Raw genomic sequence first — 15616 nt, 5'->3', positions numbered from 1 at the left:
CACCACACACGCCGTCCGACCGATTACCGGACGCGTCACCGGTCCGGTCACCGATTGACGGACCGCCTTGCCGGGGTCACCGGACGGGAGCGAGCTCCGGGTCGTCGCGGAGCTTGCCGAGCGCCCGGGAGACGGCGCTCTTGACCGTGCCGACGGAGACGCCCAGCACCTCGGCCGTCTGGGCCTCGCTGAGGTCCTCGTAATAACGGAGGACCACCATCGCGCGCTGGCGGTCGGGCAGCCGCATGACCGCGCGCCACATCGCGTCGTGCAGCGCCTGCTGCTCGGCCGGGTCGGGTTCGGGCAGCCCGAGCGGCTCCGGCAGCTCCTCGCAGGAGAACTCGTCGACCTTGCGCTTGCGCCACTGCGAGGTGCGGGTGTTCAGCAGCGCCCGGCGGACATAGCCGTCGAGCGCGCGGTGGTCCTCGATGCGCTCCCAGGCGACGTACGTCTTGGCCAGGGCGGTCTGCAGCAGGTCCTCCGCGTCGCACGGGTTCGCGGTGAGTGACCGGGCGGTGCGCAGCAGCACCGGGCCCCGGGCCCGTACGTACGAGGAGAACGACGGGTAGCCGGCGCCGGTGGTCACCGTGGCGGCCGTGGAGGCGCTGGTGCAGACGGGCCCAGTAGTCGCGGTCATAGGTCCACGCTAGGAGCGGGCCCACGTCACCGGATCGCCCCCAGGTCCCGAACCCGAGTCCGCCTCAGGTTGTAGGGGCCGGGCCGGCCCCACCTCCTTTCGGTGGAGGCGCACGGTACCGGCGTCAGGGTCCTGGGAGCGGCCCCGGGTGGACGGGCCCGGGCCCGGGGCGGGGCCCGGTTCAGCCGTCGGCGGTGAGGATCAATCCCGAGGTGGGGACGCCCGACCCCGCCGTGACCAGGGTCCGCGCCGCCCCCGGCACCTGGTTCACGGAGGTGCCGCGTACCTGGCGGACGGCTTCCGCGATGCCGTTCATCCCGTGGAGGTACGCCTCGCCGAGCTGCCCTCCGTGGGTGTTGAGCGGAAGGGCGCCGGCGGCCACGAAGTCGGCCGCCTCACCCGGCGCGCAGAAGCCGAACTCCTCCAGCTGCATCAGCACGAACGGGGTGAAGTGGTCGTAGAGGATGCCCACGTCGATGTCGGCCGGGGCCAGCCCGGAGCCGCGCCACAGCTGCCGGGCGACCACGCCCGTCTCGGGCAGTCCGGTGAGATCGTCGCGGTAGAAGCTGGTCATCGCCTCCTGGCGGCGGCCGGCGCCCTGCGCGGCGGCGGCGATCACGGCCGGCGGGCGGGGCAGGTCCCGGGCACGCTCCGCGGAGGTCACGACGAGCGCCTGTCCGCCGTCGGTCTCCTGGCAGCAGTCGAGGAGCCGCAGCGGTTCGACGATCCAGCGGGAGGCCGCGTGGTCGGCGAGGGTGATCGGCCTGCCGTGGAAGTGGGCGGCCGGGTTGCTGGCCGCGTACCGGCGGTCGGTGACGGCGACATGACCGAAGGCCTCGGGGGTCAGGCCGTAGGTGTGGAGGTAGCGCTGGGCCGCCATCGCCACCCAGGAGGCGGGCGTGAGCAGTCCGAAGGGGAGCTGCCAGCCGAGCGCGGCGCCTTCGGCGGACGGCTCGCGGTGCTGCACCCCGGAACCGAAGCGGCGGCCGGAGCGCTCGTTGAAGGCCCGGTAGCAGACGACGACGTCGGCGACTCCGGTGGCGACGGCGAGGGCCGCCTGCTGGACGGTGGCACAGGCGGCTCCGCCGCCGTAGTGGATACGGGAGAAGAACGACAGCTCGCCGATGCCGGCCGCCTGGGCGACGGTGATCTCGGGGCTGGTGTCCATGGTGAAGGTGACCAGCCCGTCGACGTCGTCGGGGCTGAGCCCGGCGTCGTCGAGAGCCGCCCGCACCGCCTCGACGGCGAGCTCGAGTTCGCTGCGGCCGGAGTCCTTGGAGAACTCGGTCGCGCCGATGCCGGCGATCGCGGCCCGCCCACCGAGGGTGTCGGCCCTGCGGATGCTCATGCCGGATCCTCCGCGGGGACGGTCACCGTCACGGTGCCGGTGACGTGGTGGCCGAGGCCGTTGGCGCCGGTCACGCGCACGTGGGCCGTGGTGCCGTCCACCGCGGTGACCGTTCCCGTCAGCGTCATGGTGTCGCCCGGGTAGTTGGGCGCGCCGAGCCGGATCGCGACCTTGCGCAGGCGGGCACGCGGGCCGAAGTGATCGGTGATGTACCGGCCTACCAGGCCGTTGGTCGTCAGGATGTTCATGAAGATGTCGGGGGAGCCCTTCTCGCGGGCGAGCTCGGCGTCGTGGTGCACGTCCTGGTAGTCCCGGGAGGCCACGGCACCGGCCACGATCAGGGTGCGGGTGATCGGGATCCGCAACGGTGGCAGTTCGTCACCCGGCGTCATGACGGCTCTCCTTGTCCGGTCGGACGCCGGCCGGACAGGTCCTGGCCACCGGTCAAGTCCCGGTCCGTCAGGTCCTGGCCGCCGGTCAGGTCCCGGCCCATCAGGTCCTCGCCGATCAGATCGCCGAGTTCGGCGAGGATTTCGGTGCCGCAGCCGAGATACGCGTCGAGCTGCCGGCCCCACAGGAAGTGCCGGTGTACGGGGTGGTCGAGGTCGGCCCCCAGACCGCCGTGCAGATGCTGTCCGGCGTGGACGACCCGCTTCCCCGCCTCCGACGCCCACCATGCCGTGACGAGGGCGTGTTCGGCGGCCGGCATGCCCTGGTCGTACCGCCACGCCGCCTCGTAGGCCGTGACCCTGATCGCCTCGGTGTCCATGTGGGCGTCGGCGGCCCGGAGCAGCACCGCCTGGCGGGCGGAGAGCGGGCGCCCGAACTGCTCCCGCACGGAGGTGTACGCGACGGCCCTGGCCAGCGAGCCGGCGCAGACCCCTGCCTGGAGCCCGGCGAACGCGATCCGGGCCGCCGCCAGCACGTCCTCGTACGCACCGCCGGCACCCAGCCGCTCGCCGGGAGCGCCGTCGAGCACGAGCCGGCCGGCGGCCCAGGGGGCGGTCAGCTCGACGGCGACCACGGGCAGACCGGCGGTGGGCACCAGCCGGAGCGTCCGGGTCTGGTCCGGTACGAGGACGTGGGTGGCGTCCCGGAGCCAGGGCACCCAGTCGACGGTCCCGCTGAGCCGGACGTCCCCGGTGGGCCGGTGCGGAGCGCCGTCGTCACCGGCTGCCTCCGCCCGGACATGTCCGGCGGCCGGAAAAGCCCCGGTCACCACCGTCGTACCGGCCCGGAGGCCGGGCAGCAGCCGGGCGCGCTGTTCCGGCGTACCGTGCCGGGCCACGGCGAGGAGCCCGTACACACAGCTCGCGGTGAACGGCACCTGGGCCGTCGTCCGTCCCTGCTCCTCGGCCAGCAGCACCAGACCGAGCAGCCCGGTGTCCTCGACCGCCCCGGGAAGGCCGGCCGCGCAGAGCGCCTTCCACAGCTCGGCGTCCGTGCCGGTGCCGGCGGCCGTGAGCCGTTCGTGCGTGGCGAGGTCACCGAAGATCCGCCCGGCCAGGTCCCAGGCCGCTGACTGTTCCTCCGTGGGTGTGAAGTCCATGGTCAGCCCTCCTCCCCGCGAAAGACCGGGAGTTCCAGCTCCGCGTCCACGCGCAGGAACTCCAGCCGGACCGGCATCCCGATCCGGACCTTGTCGTACGGCACACCGATCACATTGCTGATCATCCTTACGCCCTCGGCCAGTTCGACCAGAGCGACCGGGTAGGGAGGGTCGAACGCGGGGAAGCGCGGGTGGTGCATCACCACGTACGAGAAGACGGTGCCGTGGCCGCTCCCCTCCACCGTGTCCCATGCGGCGGAGCCGCAGGCGTTGCAGCCCGGCAGCCACGGGAAGCGCAGCGTCCGGCACCCGGTGCACCGCTGGACGAGCAGTCGGTGGGCGGCTACTCCCTCCCAGAAGCCGGCGTTGTCGCGGTTGATCACCGGGCGCGGGCGCCGGGGCGGCGAGGCCCCCGGCGCCTCGGTGGCCCGAGAGGCCAGGGCGGCGGGAGGGGCCTGAGGGGCGTGAGCGGCGGGAGCGGCGTTGCCGGCACCGGGGGTCCGGGCGGCTTGGGGAGCCTGGCCGGCGTGCGCCGTGGGACGGGTCGCGGGCGCGTACTTGAGGATCCGGAAGCGGTGCGTCCCGGCGAGTTCGCCGTCCGCCCTGATGTCCGTCCGCGTCGTGACGAAGTGGCCCGTCCCCAGCCTGGTGCTCTTGCGGGGGGACACCGACTCGATGACGGTGTCGAACGTGATCGCGTCCCCCGGCCGCAGCTCGCGCAGGTACTCCTGTTCGCAGTCGGTCGCCACGACGGCCGTGCACCCCTCGGCGTCCAGCAGCGCGAAGAGCTCGTCGTACGCCGTCGAGCGGCCGGTGTGGCCGGAGAGTCCGGCCATCGTCCAGGCCTGGAGCATGGTCGGGGGCGCTATGGCGCCGGGGCCCGTGTACGCCGGGTTCGTGTCGCCCATCGCCTCGCACCAGTGCCTGATCATCGCCTCGTTGACCAGGTCCTTGCCGGTGCCGGCGGTGGTGGCCGCCCGGCCCTCGTACGCCCTCAGCCGCTCGTACGCCTCCAGCGGTTCGTACGCCCTCAGCGGCTCGCGGGGTTCCGCCCGCCCGTACGCCTCCGCCCGCTCCTCGGGTCCGGTCATGTCCCCCTCCTCCCGCCCTTCATCCCGAGCCGCATCGTCGCGACGATCTCGCGCTGCACCTCGCTCACCCCGCCCCCGAAGGTGTTGATCTGTGCCGCGCGGTTCATCCGCTCCAGCTCCCCGTCGTCGAGGGCGCCCGGCGACCCGGCCCGCACCAGTCCGGCCCCGCCCGCGATCTCCTGGCACATCCGGTACACCTCGACGGCCGATTCGGTGCCCGCGAACTTCACACCGCTCGCGTCGCCCGGCGCCGGCCCGCCGGCCGCGACGTCGGCCACCAGTCGCCAGTTGAGCAGGCGGGTGGCCGCCAGCCGGGCGTACGCCTCGGCCGCCCTCAGCCGTATCCACGGCTCGTCGATCCGGCGCCGGCCCGTCATGGGGTCGGTGGTGCGCGCCCGCTCCAGGGCCGCCTCGTAGAAGTCCTCCGCCTGCATCCCGATCGCGGCCAGCGCCACCCGCTCGTGGTTGAGCTGCTTGGTGATCAGCTCCCAGCCGCCGTTCTCGGCACCCACGAGGTGTCCGGCGGGCACCCGGATGCCGTCGTAGTAGGTCGCCGTGGTGGTCAGCCCGCCCACCGTCTCGATGGGTGTCCACGAGAAGCCCGGCGCGTCCGTGGACACCAGCAGGATCGAGATGCCCCGGTGCTTGGGCGCGGCCGGGTCGGTACGGCAGGCGAGCCAGATCCAGTCGGCGTTCTGGGCGTTCGAGGTGAAGATCTTCTGGCCGTCGACCAGCCACGAATCGCCGTCCCGCACGGCGCGGGTGCGCAGTGCGGCGAGATCGGTCCCGGCCTCCGGCTCGCTGTACCCGATCGCGAAGACCAGTTCGCCGCGCAGGATGGCGGGCAGGAAGGCGGCCTTCTGTTCGTCGGTCCCGTAGGCCATCAGCGTCGGTCCGACGGTGTTGAGCGTGACCATCGAGACGGGCGCGCCCGCCCGGTACGCCTCGTCGAAGAAGACGAACTGCTCGTCGGGACCACGGCCCTGGCCGCCGTACTCGACGGGCCAGCCGAGGCCGAGCATGCCGTCCGCGCCGATCCGCCGCAGCAGCGCGCGGCGGGCGGGCAGATCGCCGGCGGGCGGCGGGCCGTCCGGCATGAGCTGTCGGAAGTACGCACGGAGTTCGGCGCGCAGCCGCAGCTGCCGCTCGGTCGGGGCGAGGTGCACGGCGGCGGACCTCCCGGACGACGGACTGCCCTGTCTCAATTTCTGACTATCTGTCAGATCCGGGCGGTGCGTCAAGGTCGCGGACGACAGCACTCAGGCGCGGCTCGCTCCCGCCCAGCCGGTCGATCGCCCGGTGCGTTTTCGGCCAATCCCTCGGACCCCTCCCCTTCTTCGAACGTGTGTACGAAAATAGGGCCATGGCCACCACCGACCGGCAGACCGCCCTCCTGGCCCTGGCCCACGCGCTCTCCGCCGCCGAGCGCGGGCTCCCCGTCATCCCGCTGTCCGCCACCAAACTCCCCGCCCTGCCGTCACCGCACCGGGACACCCCCGAGCCGGTGCACTGCCGCGGGGAGTGCGGCCTGCCGGGGCACGGCGTCCACGACGCCACGAGTGACCCCGCCGCCGTACGGGCGCTCTTCGCCGCCGCACCCTGGGCAACGGGGTACGGCATCGCCTGCGGCCGTCCCCCGCACCATCTGATCGGCGTCGACCTCGACACCAAGGCGGACTCGGTTGCGGGGCTGCGGCACCTGGCACTGCGCTACGGCTTCACCGTCCCGGCGACCGTCACCGTCCTCACCCCCAGCGGCGGCCGGCACCTCTGGCTGACCGGCCCGCCCGACGTCGTCGTACCGAACTCCGCGAGCCGCCTCGCCCCCGGCATCGACATCCGCGGCGCCGGGGGCTACCTGGTCGGGCCCGGTTCCGTCACCGCCCGCGGCGCCTACCGCCTCGCGCCCGGCACCGCGGACCTCGCCCCGGCGCCCTGCCCACCGGCCCTCCTCGGCCTGATCGCCCAGCCCCCGCATCCGGAGGTCCCGCCCACCGCATCCGCCGGGCCCACCCGGCCCGCCGCATCGCCCGGACGCGCCTCCTCGCCCGCGAGGCCGCCCCGCGGACAGGGGCTGATCCACTTCGTGCTCGCCGCCCAGGAGGGCCAGCGCAACACCCGCCTCTTCTGGGCGGCCTGCCGGGCCTACGAGAACGGCCTCGGCGAGGCGCTCGCGGACGCGCTCGCCGACGCCGCCGTCCGCACCGGCCTCACCGAACGCGAGGCACGCGCCACCATCGCGTCGGCGGCCCGCCTCTCCTCACCCCGTCCCTGACGGAGCCGGCCTCCCGGAGCCCCGGCTCCCGTCCCGCCGCGCCCGCTCGGCCAGCACGAACGTCACACTGATCAGCAGCGCCCACGCGCCGAACTTCGCGAGCGCCACCGGCTGCCAGCCGTCCAGCTGGTCCGGATAACTCCAGGCACCGACATAAGTGGCCGCGTTCTCCGCGACCCAGAGAAAGAACCCGATGAGCACGAAGGAGAGGGCGAGCGGCATCCGGTAGCGCCGCTCCCCCACGGTGAACCCGACCCACGTCCCGGCCGTGACCGCCACCATGGCGGCGGCCAGCACCCACCGCCCGTCGGGCAGCCAGTGGTGCGTGAAGAAGTTGACGTACACCCCTGCCGCCACCACGGACGTGGCGGTCGCGCGATACCCCGTCACGCGCAGATCGAACAGGTGCCAGGCCCGGCACACGTAGCTCCCCACCGCCGCGTAGAGGAACCCCCCGTACAGCGGTACGCCCGCGACCTTGGTCACCGCCTCCTCGGGATAGCTCCACGATCCCAGCCGCACCTTCACCAGCTCGAAGGCGAGCCCCACGAGATGGCAGGCCGCGATCACGACCGTGTCCCGCGCGCTGTCCCACCCCACCCACCGCGCGACGAACGCCAGCAGCACCCCGTACACGAGCACCAGGTCGTACCGCGCCACCGGCAGCTCGGGCAGCACCCCGGACACGGCGATACCCGCCACGAGCGCCACGGCGAACGCACAGCACCGCGCCTGCAACAGCCCGAACCGGACGAGCTGCCGTATGCCATCGGAGATCTTGTCCATGCACTCCAGGACGCCGGAACGCGTGCCTGCGGTTTTCCCGGCACGACGTTCGTGGCGGCCGGCGGGCTCAGGAGCCGGGAGCGCGGACGGAGCCGGTGGTCGAACCGCTGGAATCCTCCACAGCGCAGGTGACCTGGCGGTCGCCGCTGTCCCAGGTGTCCGACGAAGGATAGTAGTAGGTGGAGGTCATCCCGGACGGACTCGCGTCAGCGCCCGTGTAGCTCCTGAGAACCGCGGCGTCACAGGTCTGATCGGCACGCGAGCGGATCTCCTCCTCGCCCGGGTACGGCCCGTCCTCCAGGTCGAAGACCGCGTACGCCTCAGCCTCATGGGGCTGGTCGCAGGGCACGATACGCACCGTCGTGTCGACCTGCTTGCCCTGGCCGTCGTCCAGCACCGGTTCCTCCGTGTCGAAGCAGTCCCCCGTGCGGAGGTCCTCCCACGCGCCGGAGACCGGCTCGGTGACCCGGCCACTGCTGTCGCGCTCCGGGTCGTCCAGCACGTCGGAGAACGCGAAGACCAGGGCCCCGACGACCACGAGGGTGACGCTGTGGATGACGATGGCCGCGATGGCCAAACCCTTGCCCTTCTCTCCGCGTTCACGGATCTGGTTGAGGGCGACGATGCCGAGGATCAGCGGGACCAGCGGTATCGCGCAGATGAGGGACATGACGAAGGCCACGATGGCCAGCACGTTCGTCCGCTGCGACGTGGGCGCGGGTGCGGACGGCCCGTACCAGCCCTCGGTGCCGCCAGGCGGTCCCGCCGGTCCGCGCGGTCCCCAGTGGTTCGGCTCGGGGGACGACGGTGGCGGTGGTGGTGAGGGCGGTATGGACATGCGCGTGACTCTCCTTGCATGCGGAGGATGAGACACAACTGCCGCTCTTGGCACGCGCGCAGGCGGCGGTGACGGGCGGCGACGACGGCCGCTTCTGTCCCTAGTGGTCTCGGGCGCCTCGGCGGGGATGCGTAGGACCGCGCCGACGCAGGCCTGCCGGTGATGTTCCGGCCTCTTTCCACGCTACCGAGGAAAGCGTCACCACGCTTGTCGTGGCGAGGGCGGGAAGACCGAGCGGCACCTCGGCCCTCCGCCGGCCGCGGCCCGGCCGGCGCCCTGCCGCGGGAGCCGCCGACCGCGCGGTCGAGGAGCGGCGCATCCTACGGGCAAATCAGGGCCGTTGCTCCGCTTGTCGGCATATTCACCCGGGTCTTGCTCACCATCGGTAGCTTCTCCCTCACCGTTCGCAGGTGACCTACCGCGGACGTGTCACGAGCACACGAGTGAGAAAGGAAGTGAGCGCCTGATGGCAAGCGTGGAGACTTCCCTCAAGGAGGCCATGGCATCGATCGAGGGCAGCGTCGGCGCGGCCCTCGTCGATTACACCAGCGGCATGGCGCTGGGCACCCTCGGCGGCGGAAAGGACCTCGACCTGGGGGTGGCCGCGGCCGGCAACACCGATGTGATCCGCGCCAAGACGCGCACCATGGAGCACCTCAACCTCAAGGACGAGATCGAGGACGTGCTGATCACTCTGGACCATCAGTACCACCTCATCCGGCTGCTCAAGGGACGCGGGGGCAACGGCCTCTTCCTCTATCTCGTGCTCGACAAGGTGAACTCGAACCTGGCGATGGCACGGCACCAGTTGAAGCGCATCGAAGCGGAGTTGGAGCTCTAGCAGACGCACCGGTTCTCACGTCTCCGGCTGCCCATGAATTGAAGATTTCTTCACTTCGACAGATCCCGATGCGGTCAACCGCCTGGGAGCTCGGCACCCGGAGACGGGAGAATCGGCCTGTACTGCACCGTCGCTTACGGAGGCAGCAACCAGGCCCCGATCCCGGGCCGAACGTCGACCCCCTTGGAGCGTTCACCCATGCAGGTTCCGCTGTACCAGGCCAAAGCGGAGTTCTTCCGGATGCTCGGACACCCCGTCCGCATCCGCGTGCTGGAGCTCCTTCAGAACGGCCCCGTACCGGTGCGGGACCTGCTGTCCGAGATCGAGATCGAGCCCTCCAGCCTCTCCCAGCAACTGGCGGTGCTGCGCCGCGCCGGGATCGTGGTGTCGATCCGCGACGGCTCCACCGTCAGCTACGCCCTGGCCGGCGGCGATGTGGCCGAGCTACTGCGCGCGGCCCGCCGCATCCTGACCGAACTGCTCGTCGGCCAGAGCGAGTTGCTCGCGGAGCTCCGACAGACCGACGTGTAGCGAGGAGGCGGGGCCGTTCGCCCTGCGGCACGCGGGAATCAGCCTCTGGAACAAGAGGGTGGGCCCTGCGGAGGTCGCCCCTCGGGCTCCCGCCGCTACCCCGGGGGCGCCGGAACTCCGGCCCACACCGGCAGACACCACAGCCGCCGCCTCCCCGAAGGCCGGACCTCGCATGCCGGCCTTCCTCGCCGGCCGGCAAGCACACGCCGCCGCGCAGACCGGCGACCGCACTCGGCACTGCGGCACATCCGCCAGGCGGAGACCGCCATGGACCGCGCCGAGTCGCGCGGCACGGCGTTCGGCTCGTACGATCCGGCGTCGCTCAACTACCTCATCAGCCAGGTTTGTTGTGAACTCTGCGACGTCTCCGGCGCCATCGAGGCCATGCGGCAGTCGGACACGGTGCGCTACAGCGGGCCGGCTGACCGGGACCGTCGGCACCGTTGTCCGTGAGCACGTGCTCCCCACCACGAACGTCATGACCGGCACGCCGGCGGTGCCGAAGGGGAAGGACCAGGAGCACTTCAAGGCGTTCCTCGGGCCCCTCTCCTACGCGGCAACCCGCCCCGGCGAAACCGTGACCTCCGGCTCTCGGACCTCATGACGAAGGGGTGCCCCTGGCCGGAGCACCCCTTCTGACCAGCTCATACGCTGACCTGCATGCGGTGGGTGTGGGATTTGAACCCACGGTGACTCGCGCCACGACGGTTTTCAAGACCGTTCCCTTAGGCCGCTCGGGCAACCCACCCACGCCCCGCCTCACCTGCGCAGGGGCGGGCTACAGCCTACCGGCTGGACGACGGCGCGGGGTCGGACCCGGCGAAGGACTGCCGCTCGGGGGCACGGGGGCGAGGCGCGGGCCGGTCCGCGGCGGATGCTCGCCAATTCGCCAGGATTCGCCACCCACATCGGCTCCGACCAGGTGTTTTTTACCGGCCGTTTACGTTAACCGTCATTAACATACGTCTGGGCGCCTGCTCACAGAGGTGCCCCTGTCAAAGCCACCGCTACATTGACTGAACACGGCCCGCGCGGTGCGACAGGCTCCCGTTGCGGCGAAGGCCTGACCCCGGTTGCCCCCGGGGCCAGGCCGGCCACACGGGCGGTGGGCCCGGTCGACCACTCAGCGGCCGGGCCCACATCGTGGGCCCCTTCGACCGGATCGCCACTCACGCTCCCTCACCGCATGTACGGCGCGGCGCAGCCCGCGATCGTTCCAGCCACGGCCAGGGCGTCCAGGGCTAACTGAATCCACCACCGGTGGCGCCGAAACCAACTCGGCACTTCGGACTGGTCCATCAACTCACCTCCTACCTCTCTCAGTCCCCCCTGCTTCGCTGAAGCAGGAGAGGCGTGGAGGGGCAGGACGGAGTCCTGTAGCGGAGGCTATCGCGTGGTGGGGTTTGTCCCGGTCGGCTCGAACCGTTCGCGGAATTCCGTCCCGTTGGGGGAGGACCTTGCCCTACACTTCGGCCGGCTTCCGTCCGGTCGGCACGGTCGCGGGCGGGTCCCGCCAACGGGCCCACACATGACATGCGTCACAAAGAAAAATCGGACGCGTAGGCAACTGCGCCCTTTGATCACTTTCATCCGCCCCGGGGGCTCGTACAGCGCTCCCACGTGGTCCGCTCTTGCGCTTCCCACACCCCAACCGCGGCCATACGATCACACCGCAGCCGCGCAGCGTGAGGTCTACCGCAGCGCCTGCCCCTAACTCTTTCGGACCCAGAAAAGGGCTCTAGTGAAGATCCGCCGCATTCTCGCAACCGCTGTTGCCGCCGCAGTGACCACGCCCGCCGTGCTGCTCTCCGCCACCGCCGCCCCCGCGTTCGCCGCCGGCACCACCCCGGCCGCGCAGGGCCAGGCGCAGAAGAAGCAGTCCGTCGAGGAGCTGGAGAAGGCCGCCGCCGCGGCGCAGAAGGCGTACGACGACGCCGTCGCCGCCGAGGCCGCCGCCCTGGCCGCGGTCGAGGCCGAGTTGTCCGAGAAGTCGCCGCTCGCGCTCGCCGCCAAGGCCGCGGACGAGGCGGCCGACCTCGCCAACACCGCAAAGACGGCCGCCGACCAGAAGGTCTTCGCCGCCAAGGAGGCCCTCGCCGCGCTGCCCGAGACCGCCACGGAGGAAGAGAAGGCCGCCGCCCGGGCCGCCGTCACCGAGGCCGAGGCCGTCGCCAAGACCGCCGCCGAGAACAAGACGGCGGCGGACGCCGAGGCCGAGGCGGCCGCGAAGCAGCGGGACGACGCCCGTGTCGCCGTCCTCCGTACGTACGAGGAGGCCAAGAAGGCCACCGGCCTCGCCCGTGACGCCAAGGCCACCGCCGACAAGGCGCTCGCCCAGGCCAAGGAGGAGCAGGAGGAGGAAGAGGAAGAGGAGGAGGGCAGCTGCGTCCCGGAGAGCAAGCTGACCACCGTCGTCAACGGCCTCCCCTCCAAGATGGTCGCCGGTACGACGACCGACTTCACGATCCGCGTGACCAACGGCACCGACCGCACCCTGGACGAGGTCTGGCCCTTCGTCGGCGTCCACGCCACCGACAAGAGCGGCTACAAGAGCATCGACAAGCTGCTGGACCTGAAGTGGTCCACGGCCGCTTCCCCGAAGTGGCAGCCGCTGGACATGCAGTACTACGCCGGACCCGTCACCGCCCTGAAGCCGGGTGGCCACGCCGATGTGAAGCTGCGCCTCACCATCGACGCCAAGGCCCCGGCCGGCGACGGCTTCGCCTTCGTGGCGGGCGACTACGTCAACGAGGACGGCACCTGCGGCGGCACGCCGGGCTTCTACGAGTACGACTTCGAGATCCTCGCCGCGGGCAGCAAGCCCGGCAAGGTCGACCCGGCCAAGGGCGAGAAGGGCAAGGCGAACACCCCGGGCATCACGCCCCAGGGCACGGCCTCCACCCAGCCGGTCACCACCACCGGCGGCACGCTGGCCGCGACCGGTTCGTCCTCCGTCATGCCGCAGCTCGCCCTCGCGGGCGGCGCGGCCGTGGCGCTCGGCGCCGGCGCGATGTTCGTCGTCCGCCGCCGCAAGGCCGGTACCGACGCCTGATCCGCACCGCACGGAGCAAGGGCCCGCGTCCTCGACGGACGCGGGCCCTTCCCGCTCACCTGCCCTGGGTGCGGCGTCAGTTGCTGTCGCCCTCGCGCTGGCCCAGCGTGATCTGCACCGTCGTCTCCTTGCCGTCGCGCTCGTAGGTCAACTCGACCTTGTCGCCCGGCTGGTGTGTCCAGATCTCGCCGATCAGCGTGGGGCCGCTGTCGATCGCCTTGCCCCCGAACCGGGTGATCACATCGCCCGCCTTCAGTCCGGCCTTCGCCGCCGGGCCGCCCGGCGCGACCGCCGGAGTACCGCGCTCACCCTGCTCGGCGATGGTGGCACCCTCACCCTTGTCGGTCATGTTCACCGTCGCCCCGATCACCGAGTAGACCGGCTTGCCGGTCTTGATGAGCTGCTGCGCGACGTTCTTCGCCTGGTTGATCGGGATCGCGAAACCGAGCCCGATGGAACCGGCCTGGGTCTGCTGGCCGAAGCCGCCCCCGGCGGACTGGATCGCCGAGTTGATCCCGATCACCGCGCCGCGCGCGTCCAGCAGCGGACCACCGGAGTTGCCCGGGTTGATCGAGGCGTCGGTCTGCAGCGCGCTCATGTACGAGTTCTTGCTGCCCGAGCCGTCGCCCGAGGCCACCGGGCGGTTCTTGGCGCTGATGATGCCGGTCGTGACGGTGTTGGACAGCCCGAACGGCGCGCCGATCGCGATCGTCGAGTCGCCGACCGCCACCCGGTCGGAGTTGCCCAGCGGCAGCGGCACCAGACCCGCGGGGGCGTTCTTCAGCTTCAGTACGGCGACGTCGTAGCCCTGCGCCCGGCCGACGACCTCCGCGTCGTACTTCTTGCCGTCGGAGAACGTCGCCGAGAGCGTCCCGCCCTCCGCCGCCGAGGCCACCACGTGGTTGTTGGTGAGGATGTGGCCTTCCTTGTCGTAGACGAAGCCGGTGCCCGTGCCGCCCTCGCCCTCCGGGGCCCCGGCCCCGGACTGCGCCTCGATGGTGACGACGCTCGGCAGCGCCTTGCCCGCCACGGCCGCGACCGTGCCCGGTTCCCGCTTGAAGGCCGCGGGCGCGTCACCCGCCGAGACGGTCGTCGACGTGGTCGTGCCGTCGCCGCGCTGGGCCGCCCAGTAGCCGATGCCGCCACCGACCCCGCCCGCCACGAGCGCGGCGACCAGAACCGCCGCGACCAGGCCGCCGGAACGTTTGCGCGGCGGTCCCGCGGGCGGCACGGGCGCGCCCCAGGCTCCGCCGTCGCCGCTCCCTCCGCCGTACGAGGGAAGCCCCGGCGGGGGCGGCGGCCACCCGGCCCCGCCGCCCGCCTGCGTCGCCGGGCCCTGCCCCGGTGCGCCCTCCGCGCCGGCGGCGGGCAGCGGCGCCGTGGCCGGTCCGGGCGGGGGGGTCTGCCCGGGCCGGTCACCCGGCGCCGCCGCCGGTCCATGGCCGGCCCCGGCCGGCGCGTACTCCGGAGCGGAGCCCGCGGGGGAGCCCGGTGCCGGCGCGGCCGGTGCGGACGCGGGTGTTCCCTCGGGAGCGGCCGGCACGGGAGGCGCGGACGGGGCTGCCGGGGCGGACGGAACCGCAGTGCCCTCGTTCTCGGTACTCACAGCTCGTTCTCCTCGGTCTCCACGGTTTCCACGTCGTCTTTCGGCAAGAGTCCGCTGCACAGATGTCTGCGGTCAGCTTTTCCCACCGCCCGTCAGGCCACTGTAAGGCGGACCTGTGCATCTTCCGCCGATCCTTTATTTCCGGCGAATCGGACGTCCTCGAAACGTCCGCCGAACAGCGTCGAACGGCTGGGAACAGTGCCCCCGTCCCCGCCTACCCCCGTCCGATGGCACCATGACGCGGTGACCCACGCACGTCAGCACACGATCCAAGTCGTCGCCCACCGAGGCGCCTCCGAGGACGCGCCGGAGCACACTCTCGCCGCGTACATGAAGGCGATCGAGGACGGCGCGGACGCACTCGAATGCGATGTCCGGCTCACCGCCGACGGCCATCTCGTCTGCGTCCACGACCGTCGCGTCAATCGCACCTCCAACGGCCGCGGCGCCGTCTCCACGCTGGAGCTGGCCGACCTCGCCGCGCTGGACTTCGGCTCCTGGAAGGACCCGCTCGAGAGCCCGGACACGATCGACCGCGAGTACACCTCCGTCCTGACCCTCGAGCGGCTGCTGGAGCTCGTCGCCGACGCCGGGCGGCGCGTCGAGCTCGCCATCGAGACCAAGCACCCCACGCGCTGGGCGGGCCAGGTCGAGAAGGCGCTGCTGGAGCAGCTGCGGCGGTTCGGCCTGGCCGAACCGCCGGCCGGCACCACGTCCCCGGTACGGATCATGAGCTTCTCCGCCCGCTCGCTGAACCGGGTCACCGCCGCCGCGCCCGCCATCCCGACCGTGTATCTGATGCAGTTCCTCTCGCCGCGACTGCGCGACGGCCGGCTGCCGGCCGGATCCCGGATCGCCGGCCCCTCCATCCGGATCGTCCGGAACAACCCCGCCTACATCGCCCGGCTCCACCGGGCCGGCCACCGGGTGCACGTCTGGACGGTCGACGAGCCGGAGGACGTGGAGCTGTGCCGACGCCTCGGCGTGGAGGCGATCATCACCAACCGGCCGAAACAAGTCCTGTCCCAACTGGGCCGCCAGTAACAGAAGTCACAGGGAGTG

The 15616-nt window shown here is 72.0% G+C and carries 14 protein-coding genes, 1 tRNA gene and 1 pseudogene; 6 read left to right on the top strand and 10 right to left on the bottom strand.

Going from position 1 to position 15616, the window contains the following annotated elements; translation table 11 throughout:
• Positions 1–76 precede the first annotated feature (76 nt).
• From ACY34K_RS09555 to ACY34K_RS09530, 6 genes are all read right to left on the bottom strand, one after another.
• A complete protein-coding gene (locus ACY34K_RS09555; protein ID WP_462745704.1) occupies positions 77–637 on the bottom strand; it encodes a SigE family RNA polymerase sigma factor in 561 nt (186 codons plus the stop codon).
• A 181-nt stretch (positions 638–818) separates the two neighbouring features.
• Positions 819–1985: a lipid-transfer protein gene (locus ACY34K_RS09550; protein ID WP_462745703.1), complete on the bottom strand. Its 1167-nt coding sequence runs from the start codon at positions 1983–1985 to the stop codon at positions 819–821.
• A complete protein-coding gene (locus tag ACY34K_RS09545) occupies positions 1982–2377 on the bottom strand; it encodes a MaoC family dehydratase (RefSeq protein WP_462745702.1) in 396 nt (131 codons plus the stop codon). The genes ACY34K_RS09550 and ACY34K_RS09545 overlap by 4 nt, the downstream gene beginning before the upstream one ends.
• Complete coding sequence (locus ACY34K_RS09540; protein ID WP_462745701.1) at positions 2374–3534, bottom strand: acyl-CoA dehydrogenase family protein; 1161 nt, start codon at positions 3532–3534, stop codon at positions 2374–2376. Before ACY34K_RS09540 ends, ACY34K_RS09545 begins: the two co-directional genes overlap by 4 nt.
• Positions 3535–3536: 2 nt before the next feature.
• Positions 3537–4625 (bottom strand): bifunctional MaoC family dehydratase N-terminal/OB-fold nucleic acid binding domain-containing protein, encoded by a 1089-nt coding sequence (locus tag ACY34K_RS09535; RefSeq protein ID WP_462745700.1) that lies wholly within the window; start codon positions 4623–4625, stop codon positions 3537–3539.
• A complete protein-coding gene (locus tag ACY34K_RS09530) occupies positions 4622–5791 on the bottom strand; it encodes an acyl-CoA dehydrogenase family protein (protein WP_462745847.1) in 1170 nt (389 codons plus the stop codon). Before ACY34K_RS09530 ends, ACY34K_RS09535 begins: the two co-directional genes overlap by 4 nt.
• A gap of 197 nt (positions 5792–5988) precedes the next feature.
• Between ACY34K_RS09530 and ACY34K_RS09525 the strand changes: the two genes are divergently transcribed.
• Complete coding sequence (locus ACY34K_RS09525) at positions 5989–6900, top strand: bifunctional DNA primase/polymerase (RefSeq protein WP_462745699.1); 912 nt, start codon at positions 5989–5991, stop codon at positions 6898–6900.
• Here ACY34K_RS09525 and ACY34K_RS09520 read toward each other — a convergent pair.
• A complete protein-coding gene (locus ACY34K_RS09520) occupies positions 6886–7686 on the bottom strand; it encodes a DUF817 domain-containing protein (RefSeq protein WP_462745698.1) in 801 nt (266 codons plus the stop codon). The two genes, ACY34K_RS09525 and ACY34K_RS09520, sit on opposite strands and share 15 nt — an antisense overlap.
• Before the next feature lie 67 nt (positions 7687–7753).
• The gene (locus ACY34K_RS09515; RefSeq protein WP_462745697.1) at positions 7754–8524 is read right to left on the bottom strand and encodes a DUF4190 domain-containing protein; all 771 of its coding nucleotides are present in this window, start codon (positions 8522–8524) and stop codon (positions 7754–7756) included.
• Positions 8525–8990: 466 nt separating this feature from the next.
• Between ACY34K_RS09515 and ACY34K_RS09510 the strand changes: the two genes are divergently transcribed.
• The 3 genes and pseudogenes from ACY34K_RS09510 to ACY34K_RS09500 form a co-directional block, all read left to right on the top strand.
• Complete coding sequence (locus ACY34K_RS09510; protein WP_462745696.1) at positions 8991–9365, top strand: roadblock/LC7 domain-containing protein; 375 nt, start codon at positions 8991–8993, stop codon at positions 9363–9365.
• A gap of 198 nt (positions 9366–9563) precedes the next feature.
• Positions 9564–9896 carry an ArsR/SmtB family transcription factor gene (locus tag ACY34K_RS09505; protein ID WP_462745695.1) on the top strand — a complete coding sequence of 111 codons (333 nt, stop codon included), beginning with the start codon at positions 9564–9566 and terminating at the stop codon, positions 9894–9896.
• A gap of 130 nt (positions 9897–10026) precedes the next feature.
• Positions 10027–10340 (top strand): annotated as a pseudogene (locus ACY34K_RS09500) (transcriptional regulator); the annotation flags it as partial.
• A gap of 219 nt (positions 10341–10559) precedes the next feature.
• On the opposite strand, the gene ACY34K_RS09495 reads toward ACY34K_RS09500, so the two are convergent.
• Positions 10560–10644 (bottom strand) — tRNA-Ser (locus tag ACY34K_RS09495).
• A 993-nt stretch (positions 10645–11637) separates the two neighbouring features.
• Between ACY34K_RS09495 and ACY34K_RS09490 the strand changes: the two genes are divergently transcribed.
• Positions 11638–12948 carry an LPXTG cell wall anchor domain-containing protein gene (locus tag ACY34K_RS09490; RefSeq protein WP_462745694.1) on the top strand — a complete coding sequence of 437 codons (1311 nt, stop codon included), beginning with the start codon at positions 11638–11640 and terminating at the stop codon, positions 12946–12948.
• 76 nt (positions 12949–13024) lie between these two features.
• Here the strand turns inward: ACY34K_RS09490 and ACY34K_RS09485 are convergent, their stop codons facing one another.
• Positions 13025–14554 carry a S1C family serine protease gene (locus tag ACY34K_RS09485; RefSeq protein ID WP_462745693.1) on the bottom strand — a complete coding sequence of 510 codons (1530 nt, stop codon included), beginning with the start codon at positions 14552–14554 and terminating at the stop codon, positions 13025–13027.
• A gap of 243 nt (positions 14555–14797) precedes the next feature.
• Here ACY34K_RS09485 and ACY34K_RS09480 point away from each other — a divergent pair, with 243 nt between their 5' ends.
• Positions 14798–15598 carry a glycerophosphodiester phosphodiesterase gene (locus ACY34K_RS09480; protein ID WP_462745691.1) on the top strand — a complete coding sequence of 267 codons (801 nt, stop codon included), beginning with the start codon at positions 14798–14800 and terminating at the stop codon, positions 15596–15598.
• The last annotated feature ends 18 nt before the right edge of the window (positions 15599–15616 follow it).

Source organism: Streptomyces sp. STAM6 (assembly GCF_054963715.1).
The sequence above is the reverse complement of the archived record's forward strand: the minus strand, read 5'-3'. Positions and strand labels throughout refer to the sequence as shown.

What these genes read in the sequence shown, in the direction of transcription:
- ACY34K_RS09555 (WP_462745704.1), bottom strand. Translation starts at nt 637, where the DNA reads ATGACCGCGACTACTGGGCCCGTCTGCACCAGCGCCTCCACGGCCGCC.
- ACY34K_RS09550 (WP_462745703.1), bottom strand. Translation starts at nt 1,985, where the DNA reads ATGAGCATCCGCAGGGCCGACACCCTCGGTGGGCGGGCCGCGATCGCC.
- ACY34K_RS09545 (WP_462745702.1), bottom strand. Translation starts at nt 2,377, where the DNA reads ATGACGCCGGGTGACGAACTGCCACCGTTGCGGATCCCGATCACCCGC.
- ACY34K_RS09540 (WP_462745701.1), bottom strand. Translation starts at nt 3,534, where the DNA reads ATGGACTTCACACCCACGGAGGAACAGTCAGCGGCCTGGGACCTGGCC.
- ACY34K_RS09535 (WP_462745700.1), bottom strand. Translation starts at nt 4,625, where the DNA reads ATGACCGGACCCGAGGAGCGGGCGGAGGCGTACGGGCGGGCGGAACCC.
- ACY34K_RS09525 (WP_462745699.1), top strand. Translation starts at nt 5,989, where the DNA reads ATGGCCACCACCGACCGGCAGACCGCCCTCCTGGCCCTGGCCCACGCG.
- ACY34K_RS09520 (WP_462745698.1), bottom strand. Translation starts at nt 7,686, where the DNA reads ATGGACAAGATCTCCGATGGCATACGGCAGCTCGTCCGGTTCGGGCTG.
- ACY34K_RS09515 (WP_462745697.1), bottom strand. Translation starts at nt 8,524, where the DNA reads ATGTCCATACCGCCCTCACCACCACCGCCACCGTCGTCCCCCGAGCCG.
- ACY34K_RS09510 (WP_462745696.1), top strand. Translation starts at nt 8,991, where the DNA reads ATGGCAAGCGTGGAGACTTCCCTCAAGGAGGCCATGGCATCGATCGAG.
- ACY34K_RS09505 (WP_462745695.1), top strand. Translation starts at nt 9,564, where the DNA reads ATGCAGGTTCCGCTGTACCAGGCCAAAGCGGAGTTCTTCCGGATGCTC.